Raw genomic sequence first — 17,841 nt, 5'->3', positions numbered from 1 at the left:
GCGCCGCCATCGGCAGGCGCTCCGACCGGGGGTGTCCGGTTCCACCCAACAAAGCGACAAGAGGCCGAACCACGCCATGCGCGACAAGGGCGAGTACCTGTTCACCTCGGAGAGCGTCTCCGAGGGCCACCCCGACAAGGTGGCGGACCGCATCAGCGACACCGTGCTGGACACCTTCCTGGAGGCCGACCCCTATGCGCGCGTGGCCTGCGAGACGCTGGTCACGACGAACCGCATCGTCATCGCCGGCGAGACGCGCGGCCCCGGCTCCATCACACCGGAATTGCTGATGCACAAGGCCCGCATGGCCGTGGCGGATATCGGCTACGAGCAGGACGGCTTCGACTGGCGCCATGCCACCGTCGAGTGCCACCTCCATGCCCAGTCCGCCCACATCGCCCAGGGCGTGGACGCCGCCGGCAACAAGGACGAGGGCGCGGGCGACCAGGGCATCATGTTCGGCTACGCCTGCACCGAGACGCCGGACCTCATGCCCGCGCCGCTCTACTACGCGCACCTGATCCTGCGCCGCATCAGCGAGATGCGCCGCGCCAACGACGTGGCGGTGCGCGGCCTCCTGCCCGACGCCAAGTCCCAGGTGACGCTGCGCTACGTGGACGGCAAGCCGGTCGGCGCCACCTCGGTCGTGCTCTCCACCCAGCATGTCGAGGGGATGGAGCAGGCGCAGATCAAAACGATGGTGCAGCCCATCATCGAGAGCAGCCTGCCCAAGGGCTGGATGTGCCCGGATTCCGAGCTCTACGTGAATCCGACCGGAACCTTCGTGATCGGCGGCCCGGACGGCGATTGCGGCCTGACCGGCCGCAAGATCATCGTGGACACCTATGGCGGCGCGGCCCCGCATGGCGGCGGCGCCTTCTCCGGCAAGGACCCGACCAAGGTGGACCGCTCGGCCGCCTATGCCGCGCGCTACGTCGCGAAGAACGTGGTCGCCGCCGGCCTCGCCGAGCGCTGCACCATCCAGGTCTCCTACGCGATCGGCGTGTCGAAGCCGCTCTCGGTCTATTTCGACCTGCACGGCACCGGCAAGGACGTGGACGAGGCCAAGCTGGCCAAGGTGATGGACGGGCTCGTGAACCTGTCGCCGCGCGGCATCCGCGAGCACCTGCACCTGAACCGCCCGATCTACGTGCCGACCGCCGCCTACGGGCATTTCGGCCGCACGCCCGACTCGGAGAAGGGCACCTTCACCTGGGAGAAGACCGACCTGGTGGACGAGCTGAAGCGCGCTTTCGGCCGCTGACACCACCGCCTTCCTGATGGCGCTGGAGGGCGGGGCCTCGGTCCCGCCCTTTGCATTTCTTGGGGGAGAGAAGCCGGATGACCCTGCCCGAAGGCGTCCCGCTGCGGCTCTATGGCCGCCGGCGCGGCCACCCGTTGCGCCCGCGCCAGGAAAGGCTGCTGGCTGAAACCTTGCCCCGGTTGCGCTTCGACCCGTCGCAGGGTCCCTTGCCCGATCCGCTCTGGCTGGAGGTCGGCTTCGGCGGCGGCGAGCACGCGCTGGCGCAGCACGCGGCGCATCCCGAGGTGACACTGGTGGCGAGCGAGGTGTTCGAGAACGGGCTGTGCTCGCTCCTGTCGCGGCTGGTGCCCGACGGCGAGGAGGGGACGGCACCATTGCCGGAGCGGCTGTTCCTGTGGCCGCAGGATGCGCGGGACCTGATCGCCGCGCTGCCGGATGCGTCGCTGTCGCGCCTGTTCCTGATGTTCCCGGACCCCTGGCCCAAGGCGCGCCATGCCAAGCGGCGCTTCGTCCATCCGGCCATGCTGCCGGTGGTGGCGCGCGTGCTAAAGCCGGGCGCGGAATGGCGCATCGCCAGCGACGACCCGACCTACCAGGATTGGGTGATGGAGACATTCCGCGACCAGCGGCATTTCGAGCAGGTCAGCTGCGTCGCGCTGCGCCCCGAATGCTGGCCGCCGACGCGCTACGAGCAGAAGGCGCTGCGCGAGGGGCGGACGCCCTTCTACTGGGTGTTCCAACGGGCATGAAAAAAGGGGGCCGAAGCCCCCTTTTCCCGATCCCTCGAAGAAAGCGCCTCAGCGGCGCAGGCCGAGACGGCCGATCAGCGCCTCGTAGCGGCCCTGGTCCTTCTTCTTCACGTAGTCCAGCAGGCCACGGCGCTGGCCGACCAGGACCAGCAGGCCACGGCGCGAATGGAAATCCTTCGCGTGGGTCTTCAGGTGCTCGGTCAGGTTGGAGATGCGCTCGGAGAGCAGGGCGACCTGCACCTCGGGGCTGCCCGTGTCGCCGGGCTTGGTGGCGTAGTCGGAGATGAGCGCTGTGCGGCGCTCCGCGGTGATCGACATCGGGTGTGTCCCTTGTGTCTGGAGTGCGAAGCCGGTGCGCCGCGCCGTCAGGCCTGTGCCATCAGACGCTCGGGCCGCAGCCGCCCTTCCTCCAGGCGGCAAAGACCCACGAACCGTCCTGCCGCCGTCACGCGCACCAGGCCCCCATCGGGGTTGGCGGCGTCCGGAACGCGCCCCATGAAATCCACCAGGCTGAGATCCTGGCCGAAGCCGAGACGCGCGGCCTCCCCTTCCGAGACGGCCAGTGCCGGGATGTCGGCCAGCGCGGTCGCGAGCGGGAGAAGGAAGTCCAGCGAAGGAGGCGGGGTATCGCCCGAAGCGGCGATCTTGTCCAGCGCGACGGCGTCCTTCTCGTGGAAGGGTCCGACCCGCGTCCGGCGCAGGGCGGCGATGTGGCCCACCGTGCCGACAGCCCGCGCGAGGTCGCGCGCCAGGGAACGCATGTAGACGCCCTTGCCCGACTGCACCTCGAAGATGGCGGTGTCGGCATCCGGACGCTCGATCAGCTCGTAGCGGTCCACCCGCGCCGGGCGGGCCTCCAGCTCCACCGCCACGCCGTCGCGCGCGAGGTCGTAGGCCCGCTCCCCATTCACCTTGATGGCGGAATAGATGGGCGGCACCTGCATGATGTCGCCGCGGAAGGCGGGCAGGGCGGCCTGGATCGCCTCGTCCGTGGGACGGGCGTCGCTGGTTTCCGTCACCGCCCCGTCCGCGTCGTCGCTGTCGCGCGCCTCGCCGAAGCGCAGGGTGAAGCGGTACACCTTGGTGCCGTCCATCACGTAGGGAACGGTCTTGGTGGCGGCGCCGAAGGCCACGGGCAGGAGGCCGGTGGCCAGCGGGTCCAGCGTCCCGCCATGCCCCGCCTTCTGCGCCTGGAAGCCGCGCTTGGCGATGTTCACCACCTCTGTCGAGCCGATGCCCGTGGGCTTGTCCACGATCAGCCAGCCATCGATGGGCCGGCCCTTGGGCTTGCGGCGGAAGTTACGCATCCCCGTCCTCGTCTTTCTTTTGAAGGTCGCGCGCGATCTCGGGCTGGCGCATCAGCGCGCTCATCCGCACGGCGTGGTCCAGCGCCGTGTCGGGCTGGAAATGGATCTCGGGGGCGAATTTCAGCCGCACCCGCCGCGCCACCTGCTGGCGCAGCCAGGGGGCATTGGCCTTCAGCGCCGCCATCTTGTCCGGCGCGAGGTCGCGGCCCAGCCCGGACACGAAGGCCGTCATGTGCTTGAGGTCCGGCGAGGCGCGAACCTCGGTGACCGTGATGGGAACGCCCCACAGGGCCTCGTCCTGCCAGTCGCCGCGCTCGATCACGGAGGCGAGGGCGTGGCGCACCTCCTCCGCGACGCGAAGCTGGCGCTGGGATGGGCCCTGGGCGGGGTCATGATGGGGGCGCTTGTTGGCCATGGGAACTCCTTCCGGGGATTGGGACCCCGCTGTGAGAAGCCGGCCGCACGGCGGCCGGCGCGCCCAGGCTGAACGCGCCGCGCACGAAACCGTGGCGGCGCGTTCAGCCCAGGCGGCTAAAGCCGCCGCCCGGCGTCTGAGGGCAGGGAAACTGCCGCGGCCTAGGCCGCGGCGACGGTCTCCGTCTCGAAGCACTCGATCTGGTCGCCGATGCGGATGTCGTCGTAGTTCCGGAAGCCCATGCCACACTCGTAGCCGTTGGTGACTTCCTTCACGTCATCCTTGAAGCGGCGCAGCGTCGAAAGCTCGCCCTCGTGGATCACGACGCCCTCGCGGATCAGGCGCACGCCGCAGCCGCGCTTCACCACGCCCTCGGTCACGCGGCAACCGGCCACCTTGCCGAGGCGCTTGACCTCGAAGACCTGCAGGATGGACGCGTAGCCGATGAAGTTCTCGCGCTGAACGGGGGCGAGGCGGGACTTGTAGAGCGCCTCGATGTCGTCCTGCACCTGGTAGATGATCGAGTAGTAGCGGATATCCACGCCGTCGCGCTGCGCCATCTCCCGCGCCTGCGCCGTGGCGCGGACGTTGAAGGCGACGACCACGGCGTTGGACGCCTTGGCCAGCTGCACGTCGGATTCCGTGATCTGGCCGACCGCCGAGTGCAGCACGCGCACGCGCACCTCCTCGTTGCCGAGCTTGGACAGGGTGGCGTTGATCGCCTCCGCCGAGCCCTGCACGTCCGCCTTGACCACGACGGCCACTTCCTTCTGCTGCCCCGCCTGGATGCGGGCCAGCATGTCGGACAGGGTGCCGCGGCCGGCGCTGATCGCCGCCGCCGTCTTTTCGCGCGCCTTGCGCTGGCGGAACTCGCTCACCTCACGGGCGCGGGCCTCGCTTTCCACGGCCAGCACCGTCTCGCCGGCACCGGGCACGCCGGACAGGCCGAGCACCTCGACAGGGGCGGAGGGGCCGGCGACCTTGGCCGGGCGGCCCTTGTCGTCCACCAGCGCGCGCACGCGGCCCCACTCGGAGCCGGCCACGACGATGTCGCCAGTGCTGAGCGTGCCCTTCTGCACCAGCACGGTCGCCACCGGGCCGCGGCCGCGGTCCAGCTTGCTCTCGATCACCGTGCCCTCGCCGGCGCGGGCCGGGTTGGCGCGCAGGTCCAGGATCTCGGCCTGTAGCAAGATGGCTTCCAGCAGCTTGTCGAGGTTGGTGCCCTTCAACGCGCTGACCTGGATCTCCTGCACGTCGCCGCCCAGGCTCTCCACCACGATCTCGTGCTGCAGCAGCTCGTTGCGGACGCGGTCCAGGTTCACGCCCTGCTTGTCGATCTTATTCACCGCGACGATCAGCGGGACTTCGGCCGCGCGGGCGTGCTTGATGGCCTCGATCGTCTGCGGCATCACGCCGTCATCCGCCGCCACCACGAGCACCACCATGTCGGTGACGGAGGCGCCGCGGGCGCGCATCGCCGTGAAGGCCTCGTGGCCCGGCGTGTCGATGAAGGTGACCTTGCCGCCGCCCGGCACCTCGACCTGATAGGCGCCGATGTGCTGGGTGATGCCGCCGGCCTCCCGCGCCGCCACGTCCGTCTTGCGGAGCGCGTCGAGCAGCGAGGTCTTGCCGTGGTCGACGTGGCCCATGATGGTCACGACGGGCGGGCGGGGCAGCATCTCCCCTTCCTCGTCCACCGCGCCTTCCAGGCCCGTCTCGATGTCGTCCTCGGCGACGCGCTTCACGCGGTGGCCAAATTCCTGCGCGACCAGCTCCGCCGTGTCGGCGTCCACGCTCTGCGTCAGCGTGGCCATCACGCCCATGCGGAACAGGGCCTTCACCACCTCGCCGCCACGGGCGGCCATGCGGTTCGCCAGTTCCTGCACAGTGATGGTCTCGGGGATCACCACGTCGCGCACCACGCGCTCCTGGCCCGAGCGCAGGCGGGCCAGCTCGGCCTGCCGCCGCTCGCGCTCGCGGGCGCGGCGGATGGAGGCGATGGAGCGGGAACGGTCGTCCTCGCCCTCAAGCGCGGCGTTGACGTCGATCCTTCCCTCGCGGCGCGGGCCGGCGAGGGGGGTCTTCTTCGGCGGCGGGCCCGCAGGGCGGCGCAAGCCGGCCGGACCGCCGGGGCCACCGCCCGGGCGGCGCGGCGGGCCGCGACGGTCATCCTCCTCGCCTTCGCGGGCACGGGGGGTAAGGGACAAGCGCGAGGACGGCCCAGAGGGAGCCGGCGTCTGGCGCAGCGGCGCCATCTGCGCACGGGCCGCGAGCGGCGTCACGCGCGGACGCGCGGTCTCGGCCGGGGCAGCAGCGGGGGCGGGCGGCGTCGCAGGCGCGGTGGGCGTGGCAGCGGCGGGCTTCGGCGCGGGCTGGGCTGGCGGCGGGGCCACCCGGGCCTCGGCCTCGCGCTTGGCCGCGCGCTCGGCAGCCTTGGCTTCGGCCTCCGCCTCGGCGCGGGCCTGCGCTTCCTCTTCCTCGCGGCGGCGCGTTTCTTCCTCGCGGCGAGCGGCCTCCTCGGCAGCGGAGCGCAACATCAGGGCCTGCTGCTCGCGCTGCTCGCGCTCGCGCTGGGCCTCCAGGCGGCGCTGCTCCTCCAGCACGCGCTGGCGCGTCGCCAGCTCGGCCGCGGTCAGCGGACGGCCGCCGGGACCGGAGGGGCGGGACGGGGGCTGGGCCTTGCTGCCGGGCGGCACGGCGCGCGGGGAGCCGCTGGGCGGACGCGCGCCGCCCGTCGGGGCGGGGGCCGCGCCCGGGGTGCGCTTCTTCACCACCTCGACCTGCACCACCTTGGAGCGGCCGTGGCTGAAGCTCTGCCGGACGCTGCCCGCGTCGACGGTCTTGTTCAGCTCCAGGCGGCCCGCCGGGCGAAGGCTCAACCGGCTCTTGGCCGCATCCTGATCATTCTGGTCGCTCATTCGCCGTTCCGAACCACATTCCCTTGCGGCCGGTTCCTGGGAACCGGCACGAAACCTGTCAATCGAGGGTCGGATTCGCGCCTGCGGCCCCTGCCGCCGGCGCATCCGGCCCAAACTCCTGCGGCCGGGATCCGTGCCCCCCGGCTTCCGCCGCGGCCGATCCCGGACCTGCGGGCAGGAGGCCAGCCAGTCGCGCCGCCTCCGCCTGCAACGAACCCGCCAGGCGCCCCGGCAGCACCGCCACGTGAACCGCGCGGTCCCTGCCGAAGACGGACCCCAGCTCGGCACCGGACAGCGGGGTGTAGACCGGGATTTCCCGCCTGCCCACCAGCCGATCCCGTTCCGCCGGGCTGCCGTCCGAGGCCTGGAGCAGGAACGCGACCTCGCGCGTCCTGAGCCACTCCAGCACCGCCTCCCGTCCGGCCACCGCCTCCCCGCCGCGGCGGGCAAAACCGAGGAAGTCGCGGATGCGGGCCTGGAGCATCCGGATCACCAGCTGCGCCAGTTGATCCGGGACCTGGACCGGCCCCCGCGCCGCCTTCGCGAAGGCGCCTGTCTTCAGGGCCTTCCGGAGAATCTCGTCCTGCGCCGTCAACCATAGTCCCCGGCCGGGCAAACGTCCACCCGGATCGGGAACCAACTCCCGCGATGGTCCCAGCACGAAGCGGATCATCTCCTCCTTCGGGCGGGTCTCGCGCGAAACGATGCAGCGGCGGAGCGGCCCCCGCTCGCGGTCGGGGTCATCCGTTCTGGGGTTCACCCTCTTCCCCGAACCAATGGGCGCGCGCGGCCATGATGATCGCGTTCGCCGTCTCCTCGTCCATCTGGTCCTCGCCGAGCATTTCGACAAGCTCGTCGGAGGCGAGATCGGCGAGGTCGTCGAGGGTCTTCACGCCCTTCTCGCCCAGCGTCACCAGCATGGCAGCCGTGAAGGAACCCAGCTCCACCAGCTCGTCCGAGACGCCCAACTCCACGCGCTTCTGGTCGGCCTCGACCTCCTTCAGCTCCAGGAAGGCGACGGCGCGGCGCTTCAGCTCCGCGGCGATGTTCTCGTCGAAGCCCTCGATGGAGGCCAGCTCCTCGTCATCGACCTCGACGATCTCCTCGATCGAGCCGTAGCCTTCCGTCACCAGCAGGCCGGCGATCACGTCGTCCACGTCCAGCCCCTCGACGAACAGGCCGGAGCGCTTGCGGAAGTCTTCCTGGCGGCGCTCGCTCTCGCCCGCCTCGGTCAGGATGTCGATGTCGTAGCGCGTCAGCTGGGAGGCGAGGCGCACGTTCTGGCCGCGCCGGCCGATGGCCAGCGAAAGCTGCTCGTCCGGCACCACCACCTCGACGCGCTTGCCCTCGTCGTCCAGCACCACCTTGCTGACCTCGGCCGGAGCCATCGCGTTCACGATGAAGGTGGCGATGTCGGAGGACCAGGGGATGATGTCGATCTTCTCGCCCTGCAGCTCCGCCACCACCGCTTGCACGCGCGAGCCGCGCATGCCGACGCAGGCGCCGACGGGGTCGATGGAGGCATCGCGCGAGATCACCGCCATCTTGGCGCGGGAGCCGGGGTCGCGCGCCACGGCCTTGATCTCGATGATGCCCTCGTAGATCTCGGGCACTTCCTGCGCGAAGAGCTTGGCGAGGAAGCCGGGATGGGTGCGCGACAGGAAGATCTGCGGGCCCCGCGGCTCCTCGCGCACGTCATAGATGTAGGCGCGCACGCGGTCGCCGTTCTTGAAGGCTTCGCGGGGGATGGTTTCGTCGCGGCGCAGCAGCGCCTCCGCGCGGCCGCCCAGCTCCACCATCAGGTTGCCGTACTCGGTGCGCTTCACCGTGCCGTTGATGATCTCGCCGACGCGGTCCTTGAACTCCTCGAACTGCTTCTTGCGCTCCACCTCGCGCACGCGCTGCACGATGACCTGCTTCGCGGTCTGTGCGCCGATGCGGCCGAAATCGATGGGGGGAAGCGGGTCGACGATGTACTCGCCGGCCTGGATGCCGGGCTTCACCTTCTGCGCGATGCGCAGTGGCATCTGCGTTTCCTCGTCCTCCACCGCGTCGTCATCGACGACCAGCGTCCAGCGGGAAAGCTTCACGGCGCCGTTCTTGCGGTCGATCTCGGCGCGGATGTCCTTGTTGATGCCGTAGGTCTGGCGACCGGCGCGGCCCATGGCCAGCTCCATCGCCTCCAGCACCTCCTCCTTCTCGATCATCTTCTCGCGCGCGACGGCTTCTGCGACCTGGAGGAACTCCGGGCGCGGGGGCGCGATCTCGAGGGCCATGTCAGTTCTTCCCTTGGGTCTGCGCCGCGGCGGCGGCGATGAGTTCGTCGGTGAGCACGAGCTTCGCGCGGCGCATGCCGGCGCGGGGCAGGGTGATGTCGCCGCCCTCGTCCAGGCGCAGCCGCGCATTCTCCGCGTCCGCGCCCAGCACGATGCCGCGGAAGCGCTTGCGTCCGTCCAGCGGCACCAGCATCTCCACCGTCGCGACGTGGCCGGCGAAGCGCTCCCAGTCCTTGGCGCGGGTCAGCGGGCGGTCGATGCCGGGCGAGGACACCTCGAGCGTCCATTCGGCCTTGATGGGGTCGGACACGTCGAGCACGGCGCCGACCGCATGGCTGATCTGCTCGCAATCCTCCACCGTGAAGGGCGTGCCGTCGGCGCGGTCGGCCATGATCTGGACGACCGGGCGCTCCTTGCCGCTGACCTGCACGCGCACGAGCTCATAGCCCATGTGCTCGATCGTGGGGGCGACGAGGTCGGCGATGCGGGCGTCGAGCCCTTCGTGCCGGGGACGTTCGAGTGGGGGGCGTTCGGGCGTCATGATGTTTCGATCGGGCAAACAAAAAGGGCGGCCCCGGAAGGCCACCCCCCTTAAGGACCGGGTTGTGTTCAGGCCGGGTTTATGGGGGTTTTCGGGCCACGTTGCAAGGCCAGAAGCGCTTTCCCCTTTTCCCGACGGTCCATCCGGTCCATATACCCGCCGCCGACCGGCACGTCCGGCGGCGCAACCCCGCGATCGCGGCGGGTTCGCAGAGCCTCCAGGCACATCCCTTCCGGCAACGGGTCTGGCGGCGTTTCCGGCCACATGGCACCCGCCGCGGCGCTTGCGCCCGGCCCCCCATGCGCCCCGAGACGCCGAGAGCCTCCCAACCGGGGCGGACCGTGTCCGGACTGCCACCTTGCCGTGCGTCGCGTAGATTGGGACGACGCATGTTCGACAACTACTTCCGCAAGGAAATCCCCTGGGGCGGCCAGATCCTGACGCTGGAGACCGGCAAGGTCGCGCGCCAGGCGGATGGCGCCGTGATGGCGCGGCTGGGCGACACCATCGTGCTCTGCACCGTGGTCGGCGCCCGCAACGTGAAGCCGGGCCAGGATTTCTTTCCGCTCACCGTGAACTACCAGGAGAAGGCCTTCGCCGCGGGCAAGATCCCCGGCGGCTTCTTCAAGCGCGAGGGTCGTCCCTCGGAGAACGAGACGCTGGTCTCGCGCCTCATCGACCGTCCGATCCGTCCCCTCTTCCCCGAGGGGTTCCGCAACGAGGTCCAGGTCATCGCGACCGTGCTGTCGCATGACGGCGAGAACGACCCCGACATGGTGGCGATGGTCGGCTGCTCCGCCGCGTTGACCATCTCCGGCATTCCCTTCTTCGGCCCGATCGCCGGCGCCCGCGTCGGCTACGTGGACGGGCAGTACGTGCTCAACCCGACCCTGCCGCAGCGCAAGCTGTCCCAGCTGGACCTCGTCGTCGCCGGCACGGCCGAGGGCGTGCTGATGGTCGAGTCCGAGGCGCAGGAACTGTCCGAGGACGTGATGCTCGGCGCCGTCGAGTTCGGCCACAAGGGCTTCCAGCCGGTGATCGAGGGCATCATTGCCCTGGCCGAGGTCGCCGCGAAGGATGCCTGGGCGCTGCCGGAGGAGGATGCGAGCCTCGCCGCGCTGCGCAACCGCATCTCCGCCTTGGGCGCCGCACCGATGGCCGAGGCATACAAGGAGACGCAGAAGCTGGTCCGCCAGGGCAAGGTGGGCGAGGCCAAGAAGGCCGTCGTCGCCGCGCTGGAGGCCGAGGGGCTGGACGCCGCCGCTGCCAAGGGCATGCTGAAGCAGCTCGAGGCCGACGTGGTCCGCGGCGCCATCCTCGACACGGGCATGCGCATCGACGGGCGCGACACCAAGACGGTGCGCCCCATCATGGCCGAGGTCGGCGTGCTGCCGCGCGCGCACGGCTCCTCGCTCTTCACCCGCGGCGAGACGCAGGCCCTTTGCGTCGCGACCCTGGGCACGGGCCAGGACGAGCAGATCATCGACGCGCTGGTGGGCGAGTACCGCGAGCGCTTCATGCTGCACTACAACTTCCCGCCCTACTCGGTGAACGAGACGGGCCGCATGGGCAGCCCGGGCCGGCGCGAGATCGGCCACGGCAAGCTGGCCTGGCGCGCCATCCGTCCCGTGCTGCCGGGGCCGGACAAGTTCCCCTACACGATGCGCGTCGTCTCGGAGATCACGGAGTCCAACGGCTCCTCCTCCATGGCGACGGTGTGCGGCACCTCGCTTTCCCTGATGGACGCGGGTTGCCCGCTGCTGCGGCCGGTGGCGGGCATCGCCATGGGCCTCATCAAGGAGGATCGGGGCTTCGCCGTGCTGTCCGACATCCTGGGCGACGAGGACCACCTCGGCGACATGGACTTCAAGGTGGCCGGCACCGAGCAGGGCATCACCGCCCTGCAGATGGACATCAAGATCACCTCCATCACCTTCGACATCATGCGCACCGCGCTGGGTCAGGCGAAGGACGGCCGCCTGCACATCCTGGGCGAGATGGCGAAGGCCATCAGCGGCGCCCGCGGCGAGATGGCGGCCACCGCGCCGCGCATCACCGTGATCAACGTCCCCAAGGACAAGATCCGCGAGGTGATCGGCACCGGCGGCAAGGTGATCCGTGAGATCGTCGAGCAGACCGGCACCAAGATCGACATCGAGGATGACGGGACGATCAAGATCGCCTCGACCTCCCCCGAGGCCACCCAGGCCGCGATCGACAAGATCCGCGGCATCGTGGCCGAGCCGGAGGTGGGCGTGATCTACAACGGCAAGGTGGTGAAGACCGCCGAGTTCGGCGCCTTCGTCAACTTCCTGGGCGCCAAGGACGGCCTCGTCCACATCAGCGAGCTGGCCAATGAGCGCGTCAACCGCACCACCGACGTGGTGAAGGACGGCGACGCGGTGAAGGTGAAGGTCATCGGCTTCGACGACCGCGGCAAGGTGAAGCTGTCCATGCGCGTCGTGGACCAGGCGACCGGCGCCGACATCACCGAGCAGGTCGGCGAGCGCCGCCCGCGCGAGCCGCGCGAGGGCGACGGCGAGGACCGGCCCCGCCGTGAGCGCAGCGACCGCGGTGACCGCGACCGGGGCGACCGCCCCCGCCGCGAGCGCCGCGACGACTGACCTCGCATGAAATAAGGGGCCAAGGCCGTGCGCGGCCTTGGCCCTGGTCATTTGAGTGACATATATCGAAACGTGACACGGCAAGGCTTGGCGAAGTGAAGGCGATCAACGCGATCCGGATGGGCGGTGCGGACGTCCTCCCCCTGGTGGAAGGCGGCAAGGGCGTCGCCGTCTCGAACGGGCTCACTGCCGGTGCCTGGGCGGCCGCAGGCGGCGTCGGCACCTTCAGCGCCGTCAACGCCGACAGCTACGACGCCGAGGGCCGGACCATCCGGCAGGTCTACCACGGCAAGACCCGCCGCGACCGGCACGAGGAGCTGGTGGCTTACGGCATCGCCGGCGGCATCGCGCAGGCCAGGGAGGCGCGCGACGTCGGTGGCCCGAAGGCGCGCATCCACGCCAACATCCTGTGGGAGATGGGCGGGGCAGAGCGCGTGATCCGCGGCGTGCTGGAGGGGGCCAGGGGCATCATCAACGGCATCACCTGCGGTGCCGGCATGCCCTACAAGCTGGCCGAGATCGCGCGCGACTTCGGCGTGCACTACTATCCGATCGTCTCCTCCGCCCGCGCCTTCAGCGCGCTGTGGAAGCGTTCCTACGGCAAGGTGAGCGAGTGGCTGGGCGGCGTGGTCTACGAGGATCCCTGGCTGGCGGGCGGCCATAACGGCCTGTCCAACAGCGAGGACCCGCGTAAGCCCGAGGCCCCCTACGAGCGCGTCCGCAAGCTGCGCGAGCAGATGCGCAGCTTCGGCCTGGACGACACCCCCATCATCATGGCGGGCGGCGTCTGGTGGCTGGAGGAGTGGGAGGACTGGATCGACAACCCGGAGCTCGGGCCGATCGCCTTCCAGTTCGGCACCCGCCCGCTGCTGACCCGCGAATCCCCGATCAGCGAGGCGTGGAAGCGCAAGCTGACCGAGCTGAAGCCCGGCGACGTGCTGCTGCAGCCCTTCTCGCCGACGGGCTTCTATTCCTCCGCCGTCCGCAACGACTTCCTGCGGGACCTGGAGGCGCGCAGCGAGCGCCAGGTCGCCTATTCCTCCGAGAAGGTGGGCGAGCACACGGCCGAGTTCGGCATCGGCCCGCGCAAGCGCCTCGTCTGGCTCGCCCCGGCGGATCGCGAGCGGGCGCAGAACTGGACTGCCTCGGGCTTCACCGAAGCGATGCGGACACCGGATTCCACCCTGATCTTCGTGACGCCCGAAAGCTCGCGCGAGATCCTGGCGGACCAGGTGGCCTGCATGGGTTGCCTCAGCCAGTGCCGCTTTTCCAACTGGGCACAGCACTCGCCCACGCTGGACAACGGCAAGAAGGCCGACCCGCGCTCCTTCTGCATCCAGAAGACGCTTCAGGACATCGCCCATGACGGCAGCCTGGAGGACAACCTGATGTTCGCGGGGCACAACGCCTACCGCTTCGGCTCCGACCCCTTCTACTCCAACGGCTTCGTGCCGACGGTGAAGCAGCTGGTCGAGCGGATCATGACCGGGCGCTAAGCCGGCTTTCGCTTGCCGCGCCGGCGCGGCGGTGCTTCCCTTTTCGGAAGGATGTTCCGACGAAAGGGGGCGCCGCATGCGCGCTGGCTTCTTCCTCGCCTTCCTCCTTTGCGCCACCGCCCTGCCGGTCGCCGCGCAGCCCGACCCGATGGCCGAGCAGCGCTGCGTCTGGTCGTGCCTGGCGCAATCCCGCGGCGCCAACGACCCGCGCTACCATGCCTGCGTGGAGCGAATGTGCAGCGGGTTGGGCGCGCCGCCCCGATCGGCGCCGCGTTGCTCCGAACCAACCCGCGCCGCGGAGGCCACTTGGCGCGTCAAGTCGCAATCCGGCCGCCCGGCCGCCGGCCTCTGCGCCCCCGAGGGAGTTTGCCTGGAGATTGCTTGCGCCGCGCTTGGCGCCCTGAGGCTTCGCCTCGATCCGGCGCATGAGCGCTTCCCGCCGGGCCACCTGCTGCTGCTGCGCGTGGACGGGCAGGATTTCCACCTTTCCGCGCCGCCCCCCGGTCGCGACGGCCTCCTTGCCTGGGAGGCGACGCCGCCGCTGCTGGCGGCGCTGCGGAACGGCGCCAGCCAGGAATTGCTGACCGGCCGTGGCCGCGTGCCGTTCAGCCTGCGTGGCAGCGGCGCCGCGGTCTCGACCGTGGAGCGGCGCTGCTGATCACACCGGCACGCGCGGCCGCCGCTTCAGCGGGTTCTTCAGCCCCGGGATCTTCCAGCGCGGCTGCTGCCGCGGCGGCCGCGGCGGACGGGTGAGGCGCGCCCCGCCCTCGGCCTTCTGCAGCTTCAGCGTGCGGGTGTGGAAGGCTTCCAGCCCCGGCCGATGGCCGATGGAGACCAGCGCGCTTTCCGGCAGCTCGTCCAGCACCATCTGCATCATCGCGTCCTGGTTGCGCTCGTCGAGCGCGGCCGTCGCCTCGTCCATGAAGATCCAGGCCGGGCGGTGCAGCAGCAGCCGCGCGAAGGCGAGGCGCTGCTGCTCGCCGAGACTGAGCACGCGGTCCCAGCGCTCCTCGTCGTGCAGGCGTTCGGGCAGGCGTACCAACCCGACACGCTCCAGCGCCTTGTGGCACTCCTCGTCCGGATACTTGTCGGGCCCGGCGGGATAGCTGAGCGATTCCTTGAGCGTGCCGAGCGGCAGATAGGGGCGCTGCGGCATGAACATCATCGTCTCGCGCGGCGGGGTAACGATCTCGCCCGCGCCCCAAGGCCACAGCCCGCCGATCACGCGGAACAGCGTGCTCTTGCCCGTGCCGCTCTCGCCTTGGATCAGCACGCGCTCCCCGGAATGGATCTCGGCGGTCGCGTCCTGGATGACGGTGGTTCCGTTGGCGAAGGCGACCTCGATCCCCTTGAACACCAGCGTGTCCGGATCACCTTCCGTCACCGTGATGGTGGGCTGGCTGGGGTCGGCGACCAGCGCGTCCAGCTCGTCAAGCACCTCGCGAAAGTTCACCATGCGGTTCACCGCAGCGCGCCATTCGGCGATGCGCGGGAAGCTGTCGACCAGCCAGGAAAGCGAACTCTGCACCTGACCGAAGGCGGCGCCGATCTGCATCAGCCCGCCCAGGGTGATCGCACCGGAGAAATAGGCAGGCGAGGCCACGATGGTCGGGAAGATCATCGCCAGCGAGTGGTAGCCGCTGGTGAGGTACATGAGGTTGCGCTGCGAGCGCATGAGCCGCCGCACCGCCCCGCGCACATTGCCGAACAGCCGCTCCAGGCCGCGCCGCTCGTCGACCTCGCCGCGGATCAGCGCGATGCCCTCGCCGGATTCGCGGGCGCGGGTCAGGCCGAAGCGGAAATCCGCCTCCGCCGCCACGCGGGCGAAGTTGTGCCCCACCATGGGCCTCCCGACCACCAGGGTCAGGGTCGTGCCGATGATGGCGTAGGTGAGCGCCGCCCAGACCATGTAGCCGGGAATGGAGGCGTCGATGCCGACGAAGCCCAGGTGCAGCGGGCCCGAGATGGTCCAAAGGATGCCAACGAAGGCCGCGAGCATCATCGAGCATGTCAGGAGGCCGCCGACGAAATCCACCGCGAGGTCCACGGAAACGCGGATATCCTCGGCAATGCGCTGGTCCGGGTTGTCGGCGGAGGCCCCGGCCATCTCCAGCTGGTACTGGCGCCCCTCATGCAACCAGGATTCCAGGATGCGCTTCGTGAGCCATTCGCGCCAGGCGAGCTGGATGAGCTGCTTCGTGTAGAGCTGGTACACCGCCACGGCCATGGCCCCGACGGCGAGCATGAGGAACACGACCATCTGCCAGCGGAAGGCCGCGAAGTCGCGATTCTCCAGCGCGTTGAAGAAGTCGCGGTTCCAGATGTTGAGGCGGATCTGCACGGCGACCTGCCCCACCGTTAGCAGGACGAGGGCAAGGATCAGCCAGCGGGCATTGCCACGGTCCGGCGCGGTGAGCCAGGCCTTGGTAAGCTTCCAGAAGGCGGCCATGGGCCGCTTGACGAGTTCGGCCTCGGGAAGGGCTCCGGCTTTGGTCTCGTCCTTTTCCGCTTGTGCGCGGGTTTCGCTCACTGGCGGTTTTCCTCCGGCAAGGGTTCGAGCTTGTCGGGTTCCCGTCCCAGCCGCACGGCGTCGAGGGCGACGCTCTCCTCGCGCCGCGTGCCGAGGCCGGCGGCCGCAACGATCTCGCCGGGCCGCAGCCAGTCGAAGCGCTCATTCATGCCCACGGGGAGGCGCACCAAGTGGCCCTCCTCCGTGATGACGCCCATCGGCTCGCCCTGGGGGGAAAGGAGCGGCGCGCGGATCCGGCCCTGGAGCGACAATTCCTCCGAGCCGCGGCGGTCGGAGGCGAACCAGGACGGGTTGGCGACGAAATTCGCCGGTTCCCGGTCGTTGCGCGCCCAGGCGAGCATGATGACAACGGGGGCGGTGCGGGCCCTGACGCCATAGGCGGTCAGGGTCTGGTCCTGCTGGATCGTGCTCGTCAGCGCCTCGGCCTCCGAAGCGGGGAAGATGATCTGGGTTCCCTCGCGCAGCAGGGCGCGCGTCACCTCGCCGGCGGGATCCATCAGGAAGCGCTCCAGCCGCCCGGTGTAGGAAGGAAGCTGGGTCGGGTCGAACCAGAGGCCGCGCGGCGAGCGCGCAAGGGCAGGAGAGGCGACCAGCGCGGCAAGGCTCGCGAGGAGGAGGGATCGTCTCTGCATGGTCAGCCGGCAATGCCCCGCCCGGTGATGAGGGACACGGCGAACAGGACCAGGAACACAAAGAACAACACCCGGGCGATGCCACCCGAGGTCGAGGAGATGCCGCCGAAACCCAGCACGCCCGCGACGATGGCCACCACGAGAAAGACGAGGGACCAGTACAGCATTTGCCTACTCCTCACGGGACTTCCGTGCCGCCGGAACGCGGCGCCGCGAGGGGAGGTTGATCCGCACCCGTCCCAAATCGCGGAGAGGCCCGGAAGCGAGACGGCCCCCATGGGGGGCCGCCTGCGGGTTCAAGCGAAGCTGGGCCGGGACGGGGCCCGCCTCAGTCGATGGGCATCTGGCCGGCCGTCACCGCCTGGTAGGTGGAGATGGCGAGGGTAAGCGGATCGAAGGGCTTCGACATGATGAAGGCCGGCTCCACCTCCTCGGCGGTCAGCAGACGCTCGGGATAGGCGGTGACGAAGATCACCGGCACCTTCACGCTCTGCATGATGCGGCGGACCGCGTTGATGCCGTCGCCGCCGCGGCCGAGGTTCACGTCGGCCAGGATAAGGCCGGTCGGGCGCTCATTGGCGAGGCGCACCGCCTCCGTCTCGCTCGACGCCACGCCGACGACACGGTGGCCGCAGCGCTGCACCAGCATCCGCAGGTCCATGGCGATCACCGGCTCGTCCTCGATGATCAGCACGTCGGTCGCCGTCGCCTCGCGCAGGTTCTGGCGCGCCTGCTCCAGCAGGCGCTGCGCCTCCGCCTGCTCGACGCCAACGACCCGCGCCGCCTCCTCCACATCCAGCTCCTCCAACGAGGTGAGGAGGAGCAGCTGCCGCTCCAGCGCCGACAGGCGGCCCGGCGGCGCCTCCGTCCCGGCGAGGCGGGTCACCCCCGCATAAAGGGCAAGGCGCCCGGGCAATTCGGGAAGGCCGGCGCGCAGGGCGCCCGCCACCATCGCATCCCCCGCCGCCTGGCTGCCGGCGAGGGCGCGGGCGTAGCGGCGGGCATAGGGAAGGGCCTGCATCAGCTCGGCATCGGGCAGGGAAGTCATGCGTGGGGGGACTCCTGAAACGGCAATCGTTGAGAGATATT

At 70.1% G+C, this 17,841-nt stretch carries 16 protein-coding genes; 5 read left to right on the top strand and 11 right to left on the bottom strand.

Annotation, left to right across the window (positions count from 1 at the left end):
• Positions 1–76 precede the first annotated feature (76 nt).
• Positions 77–1,264, top strand: a complete 1,188-nt coding sequence (gene metK / locus OF850_RS16355) for a methionine adenosyltransferase (protein WP_301591383.1) — start codon at positions 77–79, stop codon at positions 1,262–1,264.
• 77 nt (positions 1,265–1,341) lie between these two features.
• Positions 1,342–2,013, top strand: a complete 672-nt coding sequence (gene trmB, locus OF850_RS16350) for a tRNA (guanine(46)-N(7))-methyltransferase TrmB (protein WP_301591382.1) — start codon at positions 1,342–1,344, stop codon at positions 2,011–2,013.
• 48 nt (positions 2,014–2,061) lie between these two features.
• Here trmB and rpsO read toward each other — a convergent pair whose 3' ends face one another.
• From rpsO to rimP, 7 genes are all read right to left on the bottom strand, one after another.
• A complete protein-coding gene (rpsO, locus tag OF850_RS16345) occupies positions 2,062–2,331 on the bottom strand; it encodes a 30S ribosomal protein S15 (RefSeq protein ID WP_301591381.1) in 270 nt (89 codons plus the stop codon).
• Positions 2,332–2,378: 47 nt separating this feature from the next.
• On the bottom strand, positions 2,379–3,320 hold the full coding sequence (gene truB / locus OF850_RS16340) for a tRNA pseudouridine(55) synthase TruB (RefSeq protein WP_301591380.1): 942 nt from the start codon (positions 3,318–3,320) through the stop codon (positions 2,379–2,381).
• Positions 3,313–3,735 (bottom strand): 30S ribosome-binding factor RbfA, encoded by a 423-nt coding sequence (gene rbfA / locus OF850_RS16335; protein WP_301591379.1) that lies wholly within the window; start codon positions 3,733–3,735, stop codon positions 3,313–3,315. Before rbfA ends, truB begins: the two co-directional genes overlap by 8 nt.
• 161 nt (positions 3,736–3,896) lie before the next feature.
• Complete coding sequence (gene infB / locus OF850_RS16330; RefSeq protein WP_301591378.1) at positions 3,897–6,653, bottom strand: translation initiation factor IF-2; 2,757 nt, start codon at positions 6,651–6,653, stop codon at positions 3,897–3,899.
• A 58-nt stretch (positions 6,654–6,711) separates the two neighbouring features.
• On the bottom strand, positions 6,712–7,413 hold the full coding sequence (locus tag OF850_RS16325; RefSeq protein ID WP_301591377.1) for an RNA-binding protein: 702 nt from the start codon (positions 7,411–7,413) through the stop codon (positions 6,712–6,714).
• Complete coding sequence (gene nusA, locus OF850_RS16320) at positions 7,394–8,929, bottom strand: transcription termination factor NusA (RefSeq protein WP_301591376.1); 1,536 nt, start codon at positions 8,927–8,929, stop codon at positions 7,394–7,396. The genes OF850_RS16325 and nusA overlap by 20 nt, the downstream gene beginning before the upstream one ends.
• Before the next feature lies 1 nt (position 8,930).
• Complete coding sequence (gene rimP, locus OF850_RS16315; RefSeq protein ID WP_301591375.1) at positions 8,931–9,470, bottom strand: ribosome maturation factor RimP; 540 nt, start codon at positions 9,468–9,470, stop codon at positions 8,931–8,933.
• Between the two features lie 389 nt (positions 9,471–9,859).
• Here rimP and pnp point away from each other — a divergent pair, with 389 nt between their 5' ends.
• From pnp to OF850_RS16300, 3 genes are all read left to right on the top strand, one after another.
• Entirely contained in the window at positions 9,860–12,094 is a 2,235-nt protein-coding gene (gene pnp, locus OF850_RS16310; protein WP_301591374.1) for a polyribonucleotide nucleotidyltransferase, read from the top strand.
• A 95-nt stretch (positions 12,095–12,189) separates the two neighbouring features.
• Positions 12,190–13,590 (top strand): NAD(P)H-dependent flavin oxidoreductase, encoded by a 1,401-nt coding sequence (locus OF850_RS16305; RefSeq protein WP_301591372.1) that lies wholly within the window; start codon positions 12,190–12,192, stop codon positions 13,588–13,590.
• Between the two features lie 76 nt (positions 13,591–13,666).
• Entirely contained in the window at positions 13,667–14,248 is a 582-nt protein-coding gene (locus OF850_RS16300; RefSeq protein WP_301591371.1) for a hypothetical protein, read from the top strand.
• On the opposite strand, the gene OF850_RS16295 is transcribed toward OF850_RS16300, so the two are convergent.
• From OF850_RS16295 to OF850_RS16280, 4 genes are all read right to left on the bottom strand, one after another.
• A complete protein-coding gene (locus OF850_RS16295) occupies positions 14,249–16,120 on the bottom strand; it encodes an ABC transporter ATP-binding protein/permease (RefSeq protein ID WP_301591369.1) in 1,872 nt (623 codons plus the stop codon). It lies immediately after the preceding gene.
• Positions 16,117–16,752 (bottom strand): hypothetical protein, encoded by a 636-nt coding sequence (locus OF850_RS16290; protein ID WP_301591368.1) that lies wholly within the window; start codon positions 16,750–16,752, stop codon positions 16,117–16,119. The genes OF850_RS16295 and OF850_RS16290 overlap by 4 nt, the downstream gene beginning before the upstream one ends.
• 2 nt (positions 16,753–16,754) lie before the next feature.
• Positions 16,755–16,919 carry a DUF1328 domain-containing protein gene (locus tag OF850_RS16285; protein WP_301591367.1) on the bottom strand — a complete coding sequence of 55 codons (165 nt, stop codon included), beginning with the start codon at positions 16,917–16,919 and terminating at the stop codon, positions 16,755–16,757.
• 161 nt (positions 16,920–17,080) lie between these two features.
• Positions 17,081–17,800, bottom strand: a complete 720-nt coding sequence (locus OF850_RS16280) for a response regulator (RefSeq protein ID WP_301591365.1) — start codon at positions 17,798–17,800, stop codon at positions 17,081–17,083.
• Positions 17,801–17,841 lie beyond the last annotated feature (41 nt).

This window comes from Sabulicella glaciei (genome assembly GCF_026183895.1).
Taxonomy (GTDB): Bacteria; Pseudomonadota; Alphaproteobacteria; order Acetobacterales; family Acetobacteraceae; genus Roseococcus; species Roseococcus glaciei.
This window is presented reverse-complemented; position numbering and strand designations above follow the sequence as displayed.